Raw genomic sequence first — 18,846 nt, 5'->3', positions numbered from 1 at the left:
AGTCCTTCAATTATGAAGTAAGAGGATGATTTATCCTATGAAGCGTAAGGAAATAACACCAGAATATGTTACAGATATTTTAAAAGAGCATGGTCGTTTCTTTCATACCAACCAAACAAAAGACTTGCATTTTCGTTTGCAGCAATTACAAATATTAAAAGAAACAATCAGTAAGTACGAATCGAAAATTACGGAAGCCCTTCAAGCGGATTTAGGAAAGCATCCTTTTGAATCCTACACTTCAGAAATTGGATTCGTGCTAAATAGTATTACGCATACAATGAAGCGCTTAAAAAAATGGGCAAAGCCAAAAAAAGTAAAAACACCACTAACCTTGTTTCCGTCAAAAAGCATGATTAGATACGAACCATATGGCACAGTATTGATTATCGGTCCATTCAATTATCCGTTTCAGCTTCTGATCGAACCGCTTATTGGGGCTATCGCAGCGGGTAACTGCGTAGTTCTCAAACCATCTGAATTGGTTCCTAATGTCTCAGCTGTCATTACAGAAATGATGGAAACTACTTTTGACCGTTCATATATTCGTTCGGTCGAAGGCGGAATGGAAACGAACACGTCCCTTATTCATGCACCTTTTGATTATTTTTTCTTCACGGGAAGTGTTTCGGTGGGGAAAATTGTGATGGAGGCGGCAGCCAAGAATCTTGTGCCCGTTACACTGGAGCTAGGTGGAAAAAGCCCTGTTCTTGTAGATAAAAGTGCGGATGTAAAAGCCGCAGCAAAACGTATCCTCTGGGGCAAAACGTTAAACTCGGGACAAACTTGTGTTGCCCCAGATTACCTTATGGTACACGAAGATATTAAAAACGATCTGATTGATGAAATGAAGCAAAACCTTTTCACCTTCTATGGACCAAAAATTGAAGATAGCAAGGATTATGGCCGCATTGTAAATGATCGACATTTTACTCGATTAAACACCATTCTTGAAAAAGAGAAGGATCAAATCATTTTCGGAGGAGCAGCGAATCCGAATACTCGTTTTATGGAGCCCACGCTGATCGAAGCGACGTGGACATCTCCTTCCATGGAAGACGAGATCTTTGGCCCGCTTCTCCCATTATTAACGTACAGTGATTTAGATGAGGCGATCAAATCGATTAACAAACTTTCGAAACCGCTCGCACTATATCTGTTTACCTCTGACAAACAAGTGGAAGAAAAAGTGCTAACAGAAATTTCCTCAGGTGGGGTATGCATCAATAATACCGTAACGCATTTGGCAAACCCTGATCTGCCCTTTGGCGGAGTTGGTAGCTCTGGCATGGGAGCTTATCATGGTGAGAATAGCTTTATTACTTTTTCACACAAAAAAAGCGTTCTTAAAACCAGCACGAAAATAAATATGCCGCTGCTGTTCCCGCCATACAATGAGAAAAACTTCAAACGGGTTCGTCGTTTTTTGAAATAGAATCAAAATAATTATTTGCCCACCCCCACAGACTTTTTCTACCCTACCAATAGGGGGGATTGCACGATGTATGCATGCAGTTATTCAGGCACGGTTTTTGGTATCGATGGGATGGTTGTGACGGTAGAGACGGATATCGCAAATGGACTGCCGCAGTTTGATCTGGTCGGTCTTGGTGGTTCAGCGGTGAAAGAGGCCCGGGACCGTGTCCGGGCAGCACTCCGCAATGCTGGCTACGATTACCCGATGCAGCGTATTACCGTCAATCTCGCGCCTGCCGACCACCGAAAGGAAGGCTCAGGATTTGATCTCGCCATTGCCTTTGGGATTTTGCTTTCGTCGAAACAAATAACCTCCCGTCCCGAACGCATCCTCATTTTAGGTGAGCTTGCACTGGACGGGACCCTGCGTCCTGTCACAGGGGTTTTACCCATCCTCCTAGAAGCCAAACGCACCGGCTTTACTCACGTTATTCTCCCTGTACAAAATGCCCCAGAGGCTAGGCTCGTCGATCTTGTCGTACTCCCAGCATCCGATTTGACTGCAGCTGTTCACTATTGGAAGCATGATTTACAGCCAGATCAGACGAGCCTCAATGATCGCATGACTACCACACACCCGCCCTCCAAAAATGACTGCGAGACCCCTGATTTCGCCAATGTATATGGCCAGCAATTCGTCAAACGCGGCCTGGAAATAGCAGCGGCAGGCTTTCACAACGTTTTGCTGGTTGGTCCTCCTGGATCCGGAAAAACGCTATTGGCAACGTGCTTACCCGGCATCATGCCGCAAATGACCATGGATGAATCCTATGAAGTGACAAAAATATATAGCATTGCAGGACAGCTAACTCGGACAAGCGGATTGATTCAGAAGCGGCCATTCCGCTCGCCGCACCATACGATTACGGCTACAGCGCTAATTGGAGGGGGCGCCCAAATTCCCCGGCCAGGAGAGTGCAGCTTGTCGCATGGCGGGATTCTCTTTCTCGACGAAATGCCCGAATTTTCCAGGCATGTACTGGAAGTTCTTCGACAGCCGCTAGAAGCTGGCATCGTGACAATTGGAAGAGCGAAGCAAGTATTTACGTTCCCAGCTCGCTTCCTGTTGATTGGTTCGTGCAATCCTTGTCCATGCGGCTTCTATGGCAGTCGTGACCAGCAAGCATGTACGTGTACACATCAGCAAATCCAAAAATATCGGTCTAAGCTGTCGGGACCTCTATTAGATCGGATTGACCTGCATCTGGAAGTACCCCGAGTACCTGTCCAATACTTGAATAAGCGAACGAGAGAAGAATCGTCCGCTGACATTTTGTATCGAGTGGAGCAAGCACGAGTGATTCAGGGAGAGAGGTACATCAAAAGGCAGAGCACCCCTTTTAACAGTGCGATGAGTGGGAGTGAGCTTCGGAAATTTGCTTCTTTAGATAAAGAAAGCCAGGAGATGTTGCAGGTTGCCTTTGAAACGCTTGGCTTGAGTGCACGAGCCTATGACCGCATCGTGAAAGTCGCGCGAACGATTGCTGACCTGGAAGGAAAAGTACAGATAGAGTCTACACATGTTGCGGAAGCCATTCGTTATCGTGCACTAGATCGGGGAATCTCATTTTGAACAGAGTGTATATAGCTACCCGGAAATTTGGACGATTGTGAATGAAAAGTGGGCACAATCACCGTCATCCCAGGGACGGCAGTATTTTAACGCGATAGAGGTCATTCCAGGACGCAATGGCTGAAAGGTTAACTGTTGATGGCCGCCTTGCCCGATAAGCCCTGAAGTTGCAGGTGGGATATACTCATTTGAAAGCAAGGTTAAGAAGCGGCCGTCCAAAGGGTTCGACAGCATCCATTGATAACCGGTAGTCGGGTTGGCATCGAGAGTCAGGGCAAAGGCATGACCAGCTAATACACGAAGCGTACGGGTAGTGGAGTCTACCACACGAACTCATCCTTTCTTTTTGCGATCCATCTCTTTTATTAGGATATGATTGATCCGCAAATAGGTGAGTGGCCTGTAATAGCCATAAACGAATCCACCATACCCTCTTTACAATTTCGTGACGAAAAGGAATTGTCCCGAATTTTTGCGGGTATTTTGAGTGAATTGGAAAGGATTATGAAAAATATTGACGAATAAATAGGAATAAAGACATAAAATGTCGAATAAATCACTGGTTTCTCTGCTCTATATTTCCTAGAGTCGTGATTGGGAAGCAGACATCACGAGCATCTCCAACTAATTATTATTGTCAAAGCAATGATATGTCTTTCCTTCTTAGATCGCTTCCCGAACTTCCAAAAGAATGAGTTGACCGATTTTGCTCCTCTCAATTGGGAGAAGCTTTTTCTTTGTACTTTCGTAATAGCATAATTTCAGTAGCGATAAAGGATGACAGCATAAAGGAAATCAAGGCTCCGTCAGCACGTTATGACGTAGCCTCATTTTCTGATAATCATCTTTTGCTAGAAATGGGAAAGGGAAAGGAAAACTGATGAAAAGCATTGAGAAGTTATTTAAAGAGAAGGAATACTACCACGCATTTCAACCGATTTGCAGTATTCCAGGGAAAGAGCGAATTGCGTACGAGGCCTTACTGCGAAGCAAAGAAAATGGGAATCCCGAAGTATTGTTTCAATTAGTAAAAGAAACAAATGCCTTGTTAGAGCTGGACACACAGTCTCTTTATTATGCGATCCTCACTTTCTTTCGATCCTCTGATCGTGAGGGAGGAGAGCTATTATTTGTGAATATTTTCCCTTCCACAATCGTTGAAGCTACATTTCCGGCCTTTATTCAAGAGGTCGTGCGTGATTTTGAACCTTACTTAAACCAGATCGTACTTGAAATCAACGAATCGATTATGGAAGGGAAAATATGGAATGAGCCGATCTTCTTGCAAAGAATCATGGATTTGCGAGATATCGGTTTTCTAATCGCTTTGGACGATGTAGGGGAAGGGACGACAACCTTCCGAAAAATTATTGAGATTGCACCGGACTTTATTAAAATGGATCGCTTTTTCTCCCAGGATCTGTCTGTATCCCATGATAAACAAAAAGTAGTAAGGCTGTTTGTAGAGTATTGCCGTGATGCGTCCCAGTTGATTCTGGAGGGAGTAGAAGAAGAAGCGGATCTGGCCTGCGCTGCCTCTATAGGGGTAACGATCGGTCAAGGGTATTTGTTCGGAAAGCCTGGTGCACTGCTGGGCAAGTAAGCAATACCCGGATGGAATGGAGGAATACATATGATTGGCGAAAGCAATGCGATTACGCGGAAAGCTACCTTGACGCTGAATATATCTGAATTTGACGTACCCCCGATGCAGGATATGCTCATTGTGGGCAGAAAAGCGCCTATTGGACCGGAAGCTGTAAGGAGAATGGCAGAAGCATTGTCTCCTGAACAGTTCACCCTCATAAAAATGGAGCACCCCAAAATAGAAGCAGTGTTGCTGCGCAGCTCTCTTCTGCAAATGATCGACGAGAAGCTGCTGATGTCGATCATTTTGGAAGAGGCTGAACGCATGATAAGCGAATCGATGGTTCTGCGTTCCGAATTGAAAATAGCGATGTCGGTGAAACGAGAGGTGGATCTGCTATGAATATCTCCGAAATCATGACAACGACAGTCAGCACCATTACCTCTGACAAAAGCGTTTCTTTCGCGGCAGAGAAAATGAATGCGTACAGTACTGATGCTCTTGTTGTCGTGGACCACGGAGAGTTGATGGGAGTCGTGACTTCTCGGCAATTGCGCTCTACTCATCCCAATCGCATTGTAGCGGATGCTATGAACGTACTGCCGATCCGCATTTCACCGGAAGATGATGTTTGGGAGACACACGCTCTCTTGAAGGAACACGACGATGAACTGCTCCTGGTCATGAACGAAGAAGAACTGGTTGGGGTCGTAACGAGAGAGGATGTCCAATTAAAGGTAGCGGAATTTATCGATCCGCTGACTGGCTTGTACCGGGCACCGTATATTCAATATATGGGGGAAAAGCTTCTTCGCGAAGGGAAGCCTTTTCATATGCTTTTTATCGACGTGAACGATTTTGGAAAGATCAATAAACAGTATGGCCACCCCTTTGGAGATGATGTCATTCGCATGTTCTCTGTAGCTCTGTCTGAATGGCAGTCCAATGGTGACACTTACTTGTGCCGCTATGCCGGAGATGAATTCGTCATGATCACGACCGCCTCTGACGAGTGGGTAAAAGAATGCATGGAGACCATAGACAAACCTACTCCTATCAATGATGTCATGGTTTCGGCAGCGGTAGGACATCTCGATGGATTTCGAGAGCCCGATTTCTTCGACAAGCCCCTTCGTGAGCACATTGCGCGTGCCAGTTTGCTCTCGACGAAAGCCAAGATGAATAAGGAGTCCATGCAGCTGTAAGAGAAATCTGGGAATAGCTGCTGTGCTTCGGGCATACACTGTTTGATGACGATAAAGGAGCATTCGATAGAAAAAATGTAACTTCGCTGTATTTTCTTCGTATAACGAAGAGAAGCAAATGACTGAGTAAACAGGAGGCATTTTACATGATCGTTTCTACGACGAGTACATTACAAGGAAAAGAAATCGAAGCCTATCTGGACATCGTTTCCGGTGAAGTTATTATGGGTGCAAACGTGGTACGTGACTTTTTGGCAGGAATCACGGACATTATCGGGGGAAGAAGCGGGTCGTATGAAAGTAAGCTGGCAGAAGGACGTGAGCTTGCAATTCGTGAGATGAAGGACAAAGCAAAATCGCTCGGTGCGAATGCAGTGATAGGGGTAGACCTCGATTTTGAGACTCTGCGCGAAGGAATGATGATGGTCATTGCTACTGGAACTGCTGTTCGTGTAAAGTAAGCCGGGAAAACCGGCTTTTCTTTTTTTCGTAGACGAAAAAGGACGAAACGATTGTGAAAAAGGAAAAGTAGTTAGTAGAAAGAGGAGAGGGAAGCATGTCGGTAGAACAAACCTTAAGGAACCTGGAAGAAAAGATAAATGCCAATCCCCATGCTGTAAATGGTTTTCACGCAGTGTACCATTTTTTGATAAGCGGAGTGGAAAGTGGCAATTATCAAGTGACATTCGCAGGCAATCAGGCCTCTTATGTCAAAGGAACGCCAGACGAAGCAAAATGTACGCTGGAGCTCTCTGACGAAAATTTCATTAAACTGGTGGAAGGAACTCTGAATCCAACGGTCGCATTTATGATGGGCAAAGTAAAAATTAAAGGCGAACTCGGTTACTCTTTAAAGCTGCAAACGATTCTGAATGCATACCAATCGTAGAAAAAACTAGGCAATGAGCAAAGGATTCCTGTAAAATATGACCAACGAACTACGGTTTGCTAAATCAAAAGAACGAGGGAAAATATGCGCCATAATTGTTCATTTGTAGCGGTCGTAACTCACTTTGATGAAGAATTCGTTCAATTTGACTTCTACCAGGAAACGAAGCGAGAACAAGTGGAGCGCGGCTTGCTCAAGCAGGAAGCTAAACTGCCTCAACATTATTTCGACTATCTGCTTCATTCAGGCGTGCTGGAGGTAGAGAGTGATCCACCCTACTGTTCAGCTGACGTAAAGCCTGCTGCAATTGGAATGAACATACGTTCACTAGGAACAACCGTATTATTTGACATGTGTTTCGCTCCGCAAACGTATAAATTGTGGCAGAATACTGACGCGGTTCTGGAAGAACTGTCATTGCCAGCTGATATTTTTGAAGAGTATGTATATCGATTGGGGGCGATCAGTAGATTCCGTTATTTGGGCAGAGTAGATGATCCCGTCGTGGCTACCCAGTTAGGGGAAAATGACATGATTGAATTCAAACGCGACTTTCTGTTGTCAAAAAATGGGATCATAAAGACGATTGTGGCGTTTGCAAATTCAAACAATGGAAACCTGTTTCTCGGTATCACCGATGAAGGGATTATAACAGGGATCAATCATGAGATCGAACAATATGGAGACCCTGATAAGTACCTGCTGGCGATAACGCAATACATCCAGGATAAGACATCACCGTTGTTGTCTCCATTTCCCAAAATCTCGTTGAAAAAGGTTCAAGACCAGTATGTTGTTGCCATTTTTGTGGAGGTAGCTTCGGAATTAATCTGCGGCTTGGACAAAAACGGCGAGAAGTACGTTGTGATACGCACAAATAACCGTTCCGTCATGGTGAAAGATCCTCATCAGATCGGAGAAATCTACGTAAAAAGAAAGCTTGGCAGTGAAATCAGCCGTCGATTAGGACTTCTGTAGCACGATCTGACAGATGTATACATGAAGGAGGATTGCTGCATGAAATCGTCTATACGTGCCTATTTGCTATCATTCGTGGTGGCATGCACAGTAATGACTGGTTGTGCGCAGGATACCCGCGTAATGGATGCCGACATGAGGGATCGAATTGAAACAGAGCTGGGGACGGTAGAACGAGTAACGGTGATGTCCACCGATGGTCAAGAAGTGATGTTAGACTTGCCTGCTTTTCTGAACGAGCTACAAACACAAGGAAAAGATTTGCAGTTGTCCAATGATCCCCTGAAGCAAGAAGAAGTTCTCTTTACCCTAGTTCTGTACCGCAAGCAGCTTGCGCCGTTGGTTGTCACGGTAGGGGAGCGGGCAAGTCAGTTTGGAGAGAGCACGTATCGTGGACCTGGGGCGGTTGCCTTTTATGAGTGGGTGCATCGCTTAACAGGAAATGGGCTTTTGAAGCAAGGGAAAAACAACATGGTATTGAGCGCAGAGGATCTGTCACAGTCCTTGGCATTGGCAGAGAAAGACACAGTGTACATACAAAAGGTACTGAGCGAAGCGGTTCCAGAAAATGAAAAAAACTTGCAGAAGTATCCACTTTATCCAAACTACCGACTGCGCATTGATTCAGAAGAACGACCGCTGGATGTAACCGTACTGACACCGACACTCATTTCCATCCCGTTTGGCAGGGACACTCATTTCTACCATGTAGATGGAAAGCTGTTTTCACAACTGACCGAATATTTAGTCCCAAAAGAAATGGCCATTCAGCCGTTTGATAAGCTGTTTAAAGCAACCGCTGTAAGATTTGAAAAAACGGGTCAAATGGCTGTGGATAATCTGGATCTGGACGTTACGCAGAGCACGGTCGAGCAAGGCTTGGCACAGCAAGCGGTCCGCATGCTCAAGACAGCGGCCCCGATAGAAAAGCAGCCGGATCACGTCGGGGCAGAAGAGTATCGTGTTCATTTTAAGGTCAACGGAGAAGAGCATTCGGTGATCTTTTATTCTCTGCATTTTCAAATCGATGACAAGTGGTATTTGCATAATCAATTACAAAAAGCGATTTGGGATTTATTGAAACCTTCGAGAAAATAAGGAACTCGACATGAATCCAAACAATTATGGTCACGATAAAGAGAACAATTTGACTACCACTTTTGCAATTTTTGTCGTAGAATAGTTACTGTTGCACTGATAGTGGCGGTTAGGACTGGAACAGAACTTTGTTTATGTATCAGTTATTTAACCAGCCGATCTTTATCTGCCATAGGAGGATGGAGAATGAACATTCATGAGTATCAAGGTAAAGAGATACTTAAGCAGTACGGTGTGAAAGTTCCGGAAGGTCGCGTTGCTTTCACAGTTGAAGAAGCAGTAGAAGCTGCAAAAGAGCTCGGCACACAAGTAGTTGTAGTAAAAGCACAAATTCACGCAGGTGGCCGCGGTAAAGCGGGTGGCGTGAAAGTAGCAAAAAATCTGGATGAAGCTCGTACATATGCTCAGGAAATTCTTGGCAAAGTACTGGTTACTCACCAAACTGGTCCAGAAGGAAAAGAAGTAAAACGCCTTCTGATCGAACAAGGCTGCGACATCAAGAAAGAATACTACGTGGGTGTAGTTGTAGACCGTGCTACAGGCAGCGTAGTTATGATGGCATCTGAAGAGGGCGGTACTGAGATCGAAGAAGTAGCTGCTCACTCTCCAGAAAAAATCTTCAAAGAAATTATCGATCCAGTTACTGGCTTGAACGCTTTCCAAGCTCGCCGACTGGCTTATGCAATCAATATCCCGAAAGAGCTGATCAACAAAGCGGCGAAGTTCATGATGAGCTTGTACCAAGCGTTTGTTGACAAAGACGCTTCTATCGCTGAAATTAACCCACTCGTTGTTACTGGCGACGGTGAAGTAATGGCACTGGATGCGAAACTGAACTTCGACAGCAACGCTCTCTACCGTCACCCTGACATCGTGGCTCTGCGCGATCTGGATGAAGAAGACGAGAAAGAAATCGAAGCTTCCAAATTTGACCTGTCCTACATCGCTCTCGATGGTAACATCGGTTGCATGGTAAACGGTGCTGGTCTGGCGATGGCTACTATGGACATCGTGAAATTCTACGGTGGAGATCCTGCTAACTTCCTCGACGTTGGGGGCGGAGCTACTGAAGAGAAAGTAACCGAAGCGTTCAAAATCATTCTGCGCGACGAAAAAGTTAAAGGGATCTTCGTTAACATTTTCGGCGGTATCATGAAGTGCGACGTTATTGCAAATGGCGTTGTGAACGCAGCGAAACAAATCAAATTGGACAAACCATTGGTTGTTCGCCTTGAAGGTACGAACGTAGACCTTGGTAAGAAAATCCTCAACGAGTCCGGTTTGAACATCGTTGCTGCTGAATCCATGGCAGATGGCGCTGAAAAAATAGTAGCTTTGGTGAAGTAATCTTTTTAGGCAGTTAGATACGTCAAAAAAAGGTGGGAATAATACGCGATGAGTATTCTCGTTAATAAAAATACAAAAGTCATTACACAAGGGATTACGGGTGCAACTGGTCTGTTCCACACTCGCGGAGCCGTTGAGTACGGTACACAGATGGTGGGCGGTGTAACACCTGGTAAAGGTGGCACAGAAGTTGACGGTATTCCAATTTTCAACACAGTAGCAGAAGCAGTAGAAAAAACTGGTGCAAATGCATCCGTTATCTACGTTGCTCCTCCATTTGCGGCTGACGCGATCATGGAAGCGGTAGACGCTGAGCTGGACCTGGTTATCTGCATCACAGAAGGTATCCCAGTTCTGGACATGGTAAAAGTAAAACGCTACATGGAAGGTAAGAAAACCCTCCTCGTAGGTCCAAACTGCCCTGGCGTTATCACACCAGGCGAGTGCAAAATCGGTATCATGCCTGGTTACATCCATACTCCAGGTAAAGTGGGTATCGTTTCCCGCTCCGGTACCTTGACGTATGAAGCAGTACACCAAACTTCCACTCGCGGCATTGGTCAATCGACTGCTGTTGGTATCGGTGGAGACCCTGTAAAAGGGATGGAATTCATCGATGTACTGAAAATGTTCAACGAAGATCCAGACACAGAAGCCGTTATCATGATTGGTGAAATCGGTGGTACTGCAGAAGAAGAAGCTGCTGAGTGGATCGCTGCGAACATGAAAAAACCAGTAGTAGGCTTCATCGGTGGACAAACTGCACCTCCAGGAAAACGCATGGGCCACGCTGGTGCGATCATTTCCGGTGGTAAAGGTACAGCAGCTGAAAAAATCGCGAAACTCGAAGAATGCGGCGTTCGCGTAGCAAAAACTCCAGCTGTGATCGGTGAAACACTTGTTGAGCTGCTGACTGAAAAAGGCATGCTCGATAAAGTATTGAACAAATAAGCTTGTTGAGACAAAAAGGCGGACAAGTTACGACTTGTCTGTCTTTTTCTTTTTTGAACCGCCTTCTGTCTTTGGATACAATAGCTCTCGAAGCGACTGATCCGTACGTGGGGAGCGTGTTGATGATGGGAGAGATTCAAGAAAGAGATTGGCTGTACGCGTTGTTGCTGGTCGCAGGACTTGGCAGAAAGCGAATACGTGTCCTTTACGACGTTTATGGATCGGTGTCGGAAGCGGTGAAAAACTGGGAGGCGGCCGATGCATTTCTGAAGCTGCCGGTAAAGGTATCACAGGCAGTGCGTGAACATATAAAGGAAGAAAAAGTTTTATCCTTGCTGCAGGCTAGAGGGAAGGGAAATGTCCAATATCTTTGTTTTTTGGATCAAGATTTTCCGGAGCAATTACGGCATATCCCTGATTCACCTCTTGCTCTTTTCTGCAAAGGAGACACCTCTTTGCTACATCAGCCGTCGATTGGTGTTGTCGGATCGCGTAGACCGACTCCCTATGGCAAAGCGTGCTGCTCGACTCTGGTAAAGGAGCTGTCAGAGCAAGGCTTAGTGATTGTGTCAGGGCTTGCGTATGGCATTGATGGAGAAGCGCATTTGGCAACGCTTCAGTCTGCTGGGAAAACGATAGGTGTTCTTGGGTGTGGAATCGATCAAATCTATCCGTCCAGACACCGCGAATTATACAGAAAGATTGAGTCTTTCGGCCTGTTGATTTCTGAATATCCTCCGGGAACGCCACCTTTACCAGGTCTTTTTCCAGAGAGAAATCGTATCATTAGCGGACTGTGTCTGGGGATATTAGTGGTAGAGGGTGCCGAAAAAAGTGGCTCGTTGGTAACGGCTGACTGTGCTCTCGAGCAGGGAAGGGATGTTTTTGCGGTTCCTGGATCAATTTTTTCATTAGTAAGCGCCGGACCGCATAACTTGATCAAACAAGGAGCAAAGCTAGTAACATCAAGTGCAGATGTGCTGGAGGAATGGACTCATATTTTTTCGCCATTACAGTCAACAAACAGGCAGCAGGAGGGAGCAATTCCGCCTCTCGACGAGCATGAAAAGGCGGTTCTGCGCTTCTTGTCATATGACGGGACTCATGTGGATGAATTGATTTCTCAGCTCACGCCCGAAGCAAAACAAAAAGTTCATCGAAGTCTCCTGCAATTGGAAACCAAAGGAAAGATTGTCAGCCTTCCAGGAGGGTTTTTCGCGAGGCGATAAAGTGATTTCTTGTTTCCTCCTTCTCCCCTATGCCTTGCAAGTGTTTGACAAATCGGATAAGCATATTTAATAATAGGGAAGATTCCTTACTAAAAGGGGAGGAAAAAAATGGCTGACACGCTCGTAATCGTAGAATCCCCTGCGAAAGCGAAAACCATTGGAAAATATCTGGGTAGCAAATATATCGTAAAAGCTTCTATGGGCCATGTACGCGATCTCCCAAAGAGTCAAACGGGTGTCGACGTTTCAAATGGCTTTGAACCCAAATACATAACCATTCGCGGTAAAGGCGACGTATTGAAGGCTCTGAAGGATGCTGCCAAAAAAGTAAAGAAAGTCTATCTGGCGGCTGACCCGGATCGCGAAGGGGAAGCAATTGCGTGGCATCTGGCACAATACTTGGGACTGGATTTGACCCAGCCGCTCCGTGTTGTATTTAATGAAATTACGAAGGATGCCATCAAGGAAGCTTTCAAACACCCTCGTCACATCAATATGGATTTGGTGAACGCCCAGCAGGCACGCCGCATTTTGGACAGATTGGTCGGTTATAATATCAGTCCGATTTTGTGGAAAAAAGTACGCAAAGGCCTGAGTGCAGGTCGTGTACAATCCGTAACAGTAAAACTAATCATGGATCGGGAACGGGAGATTCAACAGTTCATACCGGAAGAGTATTGGACCATTGCAAGTAAGCTAATTAGCAATGGCAAAGAGTTTGAAGCCAAATTTTATGGCTATGGCGATGAAAAGGTTGAGTTGCAGACAGAAGCTGATGTACAGGAAGTTTACAAGCGGATGGCTGATCAGCCGTATGTCGTACAGAAGGTAACGAAACGGGAGCGCAAACGCAATCCAGCACCTCCGTTCATCACAAGTTCCTTGCAGCAGGAGGCAGCACGAAAGCTCAATTTCCGCACAGCAAAGACTATGCGGATTGCGCAAGAGCTGTATGAAGGGATTGACGTGGGCAACAAAGAAGGCGCTGTCGGTTTAATTACATACATGCGTACGGATTCCACTCGTATTTCTGTAACAGCGCAAGAGGAAGCAAAAGAATACATACTGGAAAAGTTCGGTGCCGAGTACGTTTTGGCTGAACAGCGCACCCAAGCCAAGAACGAGAATGCTCAGGATGCCCATGAAGCGATTCGTCCAACAGCCGTTATGCGTACGCCTGATGAGATCAAAGAGTTTTTATCGCGTGATCAGCTTCGCCTTTACAGGCTGATCTGGGAGCGTTTCCTCGCGAGTCAGATGTCTTCTGCCGTTTTGGATACGATGAGTGTGGACATTGCTGCAGGCGATGTGACTTTCCGTGCGACTGGCTCCAAAGTTAAGTTTCCTGGCTTTATGAAGGTATATATTGAAGGAAACGATGACGGCACAGAAGAGGAGAGCTTCCTGCCTCCGATTGAAGAAGGACAAACGCTTGTGCAAAAAGAGATCGAACCTAGCCAGCACTTTACACAGCCGCCTCCTCGTTACTCGGAAGCACGTCTGGTAAAGACGCTCGAGGAAAGAGGGATCGGTCGTCCATCTACATACGCCCCGACCCTGGAAACGGTTCAAAAGCGCGGCTATGTCGCCCTCGAGGAAAAGCGCTTCATTCCTACCGAATTGGGAGAAATCGTCATCACGCTGATGGAAGAGTTCTTCCCGGAGATTCTCGATGTGGAATTTACCGCTCATATGGAGAACGGTTTGGATAGTATCGAAGAAGGCATCGCCAATTGGGTGGAGGTACTGGATGCGTTCTACGGAGACTTCGCCAAACGTGTATCCTTTGCCGAAGAGGAAATGAAGGAAGTCGAATTAAAAGATGAAGAATCCGATGAAACATGTGAGCTTTGCGGTCGCGTCATGGTATACAAGCTAGGACGCTTCGGTAAGTTTCTGGCTTGCTCAGGCTTCCCGGATTGCCGCAATACGAAGCCGATCGTAAAAGAAATCGGGGTAAAATGCCCGCAATGTGAAACCGGAGAGATCATCGAACGTAAATCTAAGAAGAGCCGCATTTTTTACGGCTGCAATCAATACCCGGAGTGCGATTTTGTCTCATGGGACAAACCGATCTCGCGTCCTTGCCCGAAGTGTGCAAGCATGCTGGTTGAAAAGAAACGCAAAAAGCAGGGTGTGAGTGTCGCTTGCACCAAATGCGATTATCAAGAAGAAGCTGATTCCTAAAGAGATATATAAGCTTGGAGGATTATCATCATGACACAACCGACTATCACCGTCGTGGGTGCAGGCCTGGCAGGAAGTGAGGCTGCTTGGCAGATCGCCCAGGCTGGTGTGCCAGTGAAACTATATGAAATGAGACCGAAAACGCAAACGCCAGCTCACCATACTGACAAGTTTGCTGAGCTGGTTTGCAGCAACTCTCTACGGGCGAACTCGCTCACGAATGCAGTAGGTGTATTAAAGGAAGAAATGCGTCGTCTCGGCTCTGTCATCATTAGTGCGGCAGATCGCTGCGCGGTGCCAGCTGGTGGAGCGCTCGCCGTGGACCGACATGAATTTGCAGAGTACGTAACGGATGCTGTTCGCAACCACCCACTCGTGGAGGTTATTTCGGAAGAGATCACAGAAATTCCAGAAGGGGTGGTCGTGATTGCGACTGGCCCATTAACTTCGCCAGCTCTGTCCGAGCAGCTCAGAGGGCTGACAGGAGAAGATTATCTCTACTTTTACGACGCGGCAGCGCCTATTTTAGAAAAAGACTCCATTGATATGGAGAAGGTCTTTGTCGCTTCCCGTTACGACAAAGGTGAGGCTGCCTACCTGAATTGTCCGATGTCCGAGGAAGAGTTTAATCGATTTTACGACGAATTGATTGCAGCCGAGGCCGTACCGCTTAAAGAATTCGAGAAAGAAGTTTTCTTTGAAGGCTGCATGCCCATTGAAGTAATGGCAAAGCGTGGACGTCAAACGATGCTGTTTGGCCCGTTAAAGCCTGTAGGACTGACTGATCCGCGAACAGGCAAAAAGCCCTATGCGGTTGTGCAGCTTCGCCAGGACAATGGGGCTGCAACCTTATATAACATCGTAGGCTTTCAGACACATTTGAAATGGCCGGAACAAAAACGAGTATTTTCCATGATTCCTGGTCTCGAAAACTGCGAGATTGTACGCTACGGTGTTATGCATCGAAATACTTTTATTAACTCGCCTAAACTGCTGAAACCAACGTATCAATATAAAGAGCGCGATACCTTGTTCTTTGCTGGCCAAATGACGGGGGTGGAAGGATATGTCGAATCGGCAGCTTCCGGACTGCTCGCGGGGCTTAATGCAGCTCGTCTAGTAAAAGGCGAAGAACTGATTGTCCTTCCACCTGAGACAGTAATGGGAAGTATGGCACGGTATATTACAACCGCAGATTCGAAGCATTTTCAGCCAATGAATGCGAATTTCGGACTTGTTCCGGAGTTACCTGAAAGGATTCGAAATAAGCGAGAAAAGAACGAAAAGCTTGCTGAGCGGGCGCTAGATACAATTCAGAATTTTACACAAGAACGACACAATTAAAGTTGTAATCCGAATTTCGACTGTGGTACTATATAGATGCTTTGAGGAGGGTGCATCCCACATGGACATTTCGCAACAAAACTCTGCGGACATTGCGATGTTTACCCGATATTTGCAAGTTGAAAAGAACGCCTCTCCTCACACGGTGAAGCAGTATGTGGCAGATATCTGCGAATTTGTCGCTTTTATGGAACAGCACCAAATCACCGTATTTGCTGCTGTTTCTTATTTGCACGGACGCTCCTTTCTCGCGCATCTAGCGAAAAGAGGTCTCTCCAGGCGAAGCATGGCTCGTAAGCTGTCAAGCTTGCGAAGCTTGTATCGTTTTTTGCTGCGTGAAGGTCAACTAGAACAGAATCCATTCCAACTCGTTTCGACTCCGAAAATGGAGAAAAAACTTCCTACTTTTATGTATCCACAAGAAGTTCAAACTTTCTTTGATCTACCTGACATGACGACTCCTCTAGGAATGAGAGATCGACTGATTTTTGAACTGCTGTACGCAAGCGGCATTCGAGTAACGGAGCTGGTTACGCTGTCTCTTGAGGCGATTAATCCGAGCATCGGTGTCGCGCTCGTTTTTGGAAAAGGGGCAAAAGAGCGTTATGTGCCAGTAGGAAGTTATGCGTGCGACGTTCTTCGGCAATACCTAGATGAGGGCAGGCCGAAATTGCTAGCTGGTCATAATGAGCATGGATATCTTCTAGTCAACTACCGTGGTGAGCCGTTATCGGATCGTAGCGTTCGCCGCGTGATAGACAAATACGTTGAGAAGTACGCTCTCCATCTACGCGTGTCCCCACATACGTTTCGTCATACATTTGCTACCCATATGCTGAATGGCGGTGCGGATCTTCGTACCGTTCAGGAATTGCTGGGGCATGTGAACGTTTCGACGACGCAAGTGTACACGCATGTAACCAAGGAGAGACTTCGCCATGTATATGACACCGCACATCCGCGTGCCAATACGCGCGATACCGGTTCCGCCAATCGTACCTAAAACGGGAGGAATCTGACATGGGACAGTTTCATGCCACTACGATTTTTGCCATACAACATAATGGATCCGTAGCGATGGCCGGAGATGGTCAAGTCACCTTTGGCAACAGCATGGTCATGAAGCACGGTGCAAAAAAAGTGAGACGGCTCTACCACGGAGAAGTCTTGGCTGGCTTCGCTGGGTCCGTCGCAGACGCCATTACATTATTCGAGAAATTTGAAGGCAAGCTGGAGGAGTATCACGGCAATCTTCAGAGAGCTGCCGTTGAAATGGCAAAAGAATGGCGAATGGACAAAGTCCTACAACGCCTCGAAGCAATGATGATTGTTCTCAACAAAGACAGCTTGCTACTGATCTCTGGTAACGGTGAGATTATTGAACCGGATGATGGCATCTTGGCAATCGGCTCTGGTGGCAGCTTTGCACTGGCTGCTGGACGGGCACTGAAAAAGTATGCACCTCATCTGAGTGCTCGAGAAATAGCAGAAGCTTCTCTTCTTACGGCTGCGGAAATATGCGTATTCACAAATACCAACCTAGTTGTCGATGAATTGAATTGAACATAAGGGAGGACGATTACGTGTTGAATCTTGAGCAATTAACCCCGCGTAAGATTGTAGAGCATTTGGACAAATACATCGTCGGGCAAGCACAAGCCAAGAAAGCCATAGCCGTGGCCTTGCGCAACCGTTATCGCCGCAGTCGCTTGCCGGAACAAATCATTGAGGAAGTCGTGCCGAAAAATATTTTGATGATCGGACCGACTGGTGTTGGTAAGACGGAAATCGCTCGTCGTATTGCCAAATTGACGGGGGCTCCCTTTATTAAGGTAGAAGCAACAAAATTTACAGAAGTGGGCTACGTAGGCAGAGACGTAGAGTCCATGGTTCGGGATTTAGTTGAAGCGTCCATTCGCACCGTAAAACAGGAAAAGATGGAATCCGTAAAAGAAAAAGCGGAAAATCTGGCGAATGAAGCGATCGTAAACGTGCTTGTTCCTAGTCGCAAGCCTCAAAATTCGTTTAAAAATCCCCTGGAGATGTTCTTTGGCGGACAACAGCAACAACAAACATCCAATCATGACGCAGAAGACGCATCGATCGAGCAACAGCGCAGACAGGTGGCTTGGCAGCTGGCCAATGGACAGCTAGAAGAGCAGATGATCGAGATCGATGTGGAAGATCAGTCGCCTAACATGTTTGATATGTTCCAGGTTCCGGGTACAGAACAAATGGGGATGCAAATGCAGGATATGTTAGGTAGCCTGATGCCGAAACGAACGAAGAAACGAAAATTGCGAATAAAAGAAGCGCGAAAGGTATTAATTCAGCAAGAAGCGCAAAAACTGGTGGATATGGATGAAGTCACGCAGGAGTCCATTCGTCGAGCTGAGAATCATGGGATCATCTTCATTGACGAAATTGACAAGATCGCGGGAAAGGATGGACGTGGTCCAGACGTATCTCGTGAAGGCGTTCAGCGCGATATACTGCCAATCGTAGAAGGTTCGACCGTTATGACCAAGTACGGTCCGGTCAAGACTGACTACGTGCTGTTTATTGCAGCGGGTGCCTTTCACATGGCGAAACCATCTGATCTGATTCCGGAACTACAAGGACGCTTCCCCATCCGGGTTGAGCTGACCAGTCTGCGTGTAGAAGATTTTGTGCGAATTTTGACGGAGCCGAAAAATGCGCTGTTGAAACAGTACGTCGCACTCTTGGAAACGGAAGGTGTACGAGTAGAATTTACGCCGGAAGCGATTCAAGAGCTGGCGCGTCTTGCAGCAGAAGTCAACCAAAGTACAGATAACATTGGTGCGAGACGTCTACACACGATTTTGGAGAAGCTCTTAGAGGATCTATCCTTTGAAGCACCTGACATCCACCTGGAAGTTGTTCAAATCACGCCTGAGTACGTCCAGCAAAAGCTGGGTACCATCGCAGGCAACAAGGATCTTAGCCGATATATCCTGTAA

18 protein-coding genes are annotated in these 18,846 nt (G+C 46.3%); 17 read left to right on the top strand and 1 reads right to left on the bottom strand.

All coding sequences use genetic code 11. The features are described from left to right. Positions 1 to 37: 37 nt before the first annotated feature. Both ACLIN2_RS18105 and ACLIN2_RS18100 read left to right on the top strand, forming a co-directional pair. On the top strand, positions 38 to 1,435 hold the full coding sequence (locus ACLIN2_RS18105; protein WP_411501744.1) for an aldehyde dehydrogenase: 1,398 nt from the start codon (positions 38 to 40) through the stop codon (positions 1,433 to 1,435). Positions 1,436 to 1,501: 66 nt separating this feature from the next. Beyond that, the gene (locus ACLIN2_RS18100) at positions 1,502 to 3,049 is read left to right on the top strand and encodes a YifB family Mg chelatase-like AAA ATPase (protein WP_411501743.1); all 1,548 of its coding nucleotides are present in this window, start codon (positions 1,502 to 1,504) and stop codon (positions 3,047 to 3,049) included. A 15-nt stretch (positions 3,050 to 3,064) separates the two neighbouring features. Here the strand turns inward: ACLIN2_RS18100 and ACLIN2_RS18095 are convergent, their stop codons facing one another. After that, complete coding sequence (locus ACLIN2_RS18095) at positions 3,065 to 3,376, bottom strand: protease inhibitor I42 family protein (protein WP_411501742.1); 312 nt, start codon at positions 3,374 to 3,376, stop codon at positions 3,065 to 3,067. 553 nt (positions 3,377 to 3,929) lie between these two features. Between ACLIN2_RS18095 and ACLIN2_RS18090 the strand changes: the two genes are divergently transcribed. The 15 genes from ACLIN2_RS18090 (at position 3,930) to hslU (ending at position 18,846) form a co-directional block, all read left to right on the top strand. Further along, complete coding sequence (locus ACLIN2_RS18090; protein WP_411501741.1) at positions 3,930 to 4,652, top strand: EAL domain-containing protein; 723 nt, start codon at positions 3,930 to 3,932, stop codon at positions 4,650 to 4,652. 30 nt (positions 4,653 to 4,682) lie between these two features. Continuing rightward, entirely contained in the window at positions 4,683 to 5,039 is a 357-nt protein-coding gene (locus ACLIN2_RS18085; RefSeq protein WP_092266639.1) for a hypothetical protein, read from the top strand. Beyond that, complete coding sequence (locus tag ACLIN2_RS18080; RefSeq protein WP_411501740.1) at positions 5,036 to 5,842, top strand: GGDEF domain-containing protein; 807 nt, start codon at positions 5,036 to 5,038, stop codon at positions 5,840 to 5,842. The genes ACLIN2_RS18085 and ACLIN2_RS18080 overlap by 4 nt, the downstream gene beginning before the upstream one ends. Positions 5,843 to 5,988: 146 nt before the next feature. Continuing rightward, a complete protein-coding gene (locus tag ACLIN2_RS18075; RefSeq protein ID WP_092266641.1) occupies positions 5,989 to 6,303 on the top strand; it encodes a YbjQ family protein in 315 nt (104 codons plus the stop codon). Between the two features lie 95 nt (positions 6,304 to 6,398). After that, complete coding sequence (locus ACLIN2_RS18070; protein WP_411501739.1) at positions 6,399 to 6,731, top strand: SCP2 sterol-binding domain-containing protein; 333 nt, start codon at positions 6,399 to 6,401, stop codon at positions 6,729 to 6,731. Between the two features lie 84 nt (positions 6,732 to 6,815). After that, positions 6,816 to 7,709: an AlbA family DNA-binding domain-containing protein gene (locus ACLIN2_RS18065; RefSeq protein WP_092266643.1), complete on the top strand. Its 894-nt coding sequence runs from the start codon at positions 6,816 to 6,818 to the stop codon at positions 7,707 to 7,709. A 39-nt stretch (positions 7,710 to 7,748) separates the two neighbouring features. Further along, positions 7,749 to 8,807 (top strand): hypothetical protein, encoded by a 1,059-nt coding sequence (locus ACLIN2_RS18060; RefSeq protein ID WP_411501738.1) that lies wholly within the window; start codon positions 7,749 to 7,751, stop codon positions 8,805 to 8,807. A 186-nt stretch (positions 8,808 to 8,993) separates the two neighbouring features. After that, positions 8,994 to 10,154, top strand: coding sequence for an ADP-forming succinate--CoA ligase subunit beta (gene sucC, locus ACLIN2_RS18055; protein ID WP_092266645.1), 1,161 nt, complete (start codon positions 8,994 to 8,996; stop codon positions 10,152 to 10,154). Positions 10,155 to 10,202: 48 nt separating this feature from the next. After that, positions 10,203 to 11,105: a succinate--CoA ligase subunit alpha gene (gene sucD / locus ACLIN2_RS18050; protein ID WP_092266646.1), complete on the top strand. Its 903-nt coding sequence runs from the start codon at positions 10,203 to 10,205 to the stop codon at positions 11,103 to 11,105. 125 nt (positions 11,106 to 11,230) lie between these two features. Beyond that, complete coding sequence (gene dprA, locus ACLIN2_RS18045) at positions 11,231 to 12,334, top strand: DNA-processing protein DprA (protein ID WP_411501737.1); 1,104 nt, start codon at positions 11,231 to 11,233, stop codon at positions 12,332 to 12,334. A gap of 108 nt (positions 12,335 to 12,442) precedes the next feature. Beyond that, on the top strand, positions 12,443 to 14,521 hold the full coding sequence (topA, locus tag ACLIN2_RS18040) for a type I DNA topoisomerase (RefSeq protein WP_310230353.1): 2,079 nt from the start codon (positions 12,443 to 12,445) through the stop codon (positions 14,519 to 14,521). 30 nt (positions 14,522 to 14,551) lie between these two features. Next, positions 14,552 to 15,865 (top strand): FADH(2)-oxidizing methylenetetrahydrofolate--tRNA-(uracil(54)-C(5))-methyltransferase TrmFO, encoded by a 1,314-nt coding sequence (gene trmFO / locus ACLIN2_RS18035; RefSeq protein ID WP_092266648.1) that lies wholly within the window; start codon positions 14,552 to 14,554, stop codon positions 15,863 to 15,865. 61 nt (positions 15,866 to 15,926) lie between these two features. After that, positions 15,927 to 16,868, top strand: a complete 942-nt coding sequence (gene xerC / locus ACLIN2_RS18030) for a tyrosine recombinase XerC (protein ID WP_310230356.1) — start codon at positions 15,927 to 15,929, stop codon at positions 16,866 to 16,868. 17 nt (positions 16,869 to 16,885) lie between these two features. Beyond that, a complete protein-coding gene (gene hslV / locus ACLIN2_RS18025; RefSeq protein WP_092266650.1) occupies positions 16,886 to 17,428 on the top strand; it encodes an ATP-dependent protease subunit HslV in 543 nt (180 codons plus the stop codon). A 20-nt stretch (positions 17,429 to 17,448) separates the two neighbouring features. After that, positions 17,449 to 18,846, top strand: coding sequence for an ATP-dependent protease ATPase subunit HslU (gene hslU, locus ACLIN2_RS18020; protein ID WP_281274547.1), 1,398 nt, complete (start codon positions 17,449 to 17,451; stop codon positions 18,844 to 18,846).

This window comes from Brevibacillus centrosporus (genome assembly GCF_046622605.1).
GTDB classification, from domain to species: domain Bacteria; phylum Bacillota; class Bacilli; order Brevibacillales; family Brevibacillaceae; genus Brevibacillus; species Brevibacillus centrosporus.
This window is presented reverse-complemented; position numbering and strand designations above follow the sequence as displayed.

Coding starts and splice junctions, on each gene's coding strand:
- sucD (WP_092266646.1), top strand. CDS start 10,203: ATGAGTATTCTCGTTAATAAAAATACAAAAGTCATTACACAAGGGATT.
- ACLIN2_RS18065 (WP_092266643.1), top strand. CDS start 6,816: ATGCGCCATAATTGTTCATTTGTAGCGGTCGTAACTCACTTTGATGAA.
- ACLIN2_RS18090 (WP_411501741.1), top strand. CDS start 3,930: ATGAAAAGCATTGAGAAGTTATTTAAAGAGAAGGAATACTACCACGCA.
- sucC (WP_092266645.1), top strand. CDS start 8,994: ATGAACATTCATGAGTATCAAGGTAAAGAGATACTTAAGCAGTACGGT.
- dprA (WP_411501737.1), top strand. CDS start 11,231: ATGGGAGAGATTCAAGAAAGAGATTGGCTGTACGCGTTGTTGCTGGTC.
- ACLIN2_RS18100 (WP_411501743.1), top strand. CDS start 1,502: ATGTATGCATGCAGTTATTCAGGCACGGTTTTTGGTATCGATGGGATG.
- hslV (WP_092266650.1), top strand. CDS start 16,886: ATGGGACAGTTTCATGCCACTACGATTTTTGCCATACAACATAATGGA.
- ACLIN2_RS18060 (WP_411501738.1), top strand. CDS start 7,749: ATGAAATCGTCTATACGTGCCTATTTGCTATCATTCGTGGTGGCATGC.
- ACLIN2_RS18070 (WP_411501739.1), top strand. CDS start 6,399: ATGTCGGTAGAACAAACCTTAAGGAACCTGGAAGAAAAGATAAATGCC.
- ACLIN2_RS18075 (WP_092266641.1), top strand. CDS start 5,989: ATGATCGTTTCTACGACGAGTACATTACAAGGAAAAGAAATCGAAGCC.
- topA (WP_310230353.1), top strand. CDS start 12,443: ATGGCTGACACGCTCGTAATCGTAGAATCCCCTGCGAAAGCGAAAACC.
- ACLIN2_RS18105 (WP_411501744.1), top strand. CDS start 38: ATGAAGCGTAAGGAAATAACACCAGAATATGTTACAGATATTTTAAAA.
- xerC (WP_310230356.1), top strand. CDS start 15,927: ATGGACATTTCGCAACAAAACTCTGCGGACATTGCGATGTTTACCCGA.
- ACLIN2_RS18085 (WP_092266639.1), top strand. CDS start 4,683: ATGATTGGCGAAAGCAATGCGATTACGCGGAAAGCTACCTTGACGCTG.
- ACLIN2_RS18080 (WP_411501740.1), top strand. CDS start 5,036: ATGAATATCTCCGAAATCATGACAACGACAGTCAGCACCATTACCTCT.
- trmFO (WP_092266648.1), top strand. CDS start 14,552: ATGACACAACCGACTATCACCGTCGTGGGTGCAGGCCTGGCAGGAAGT.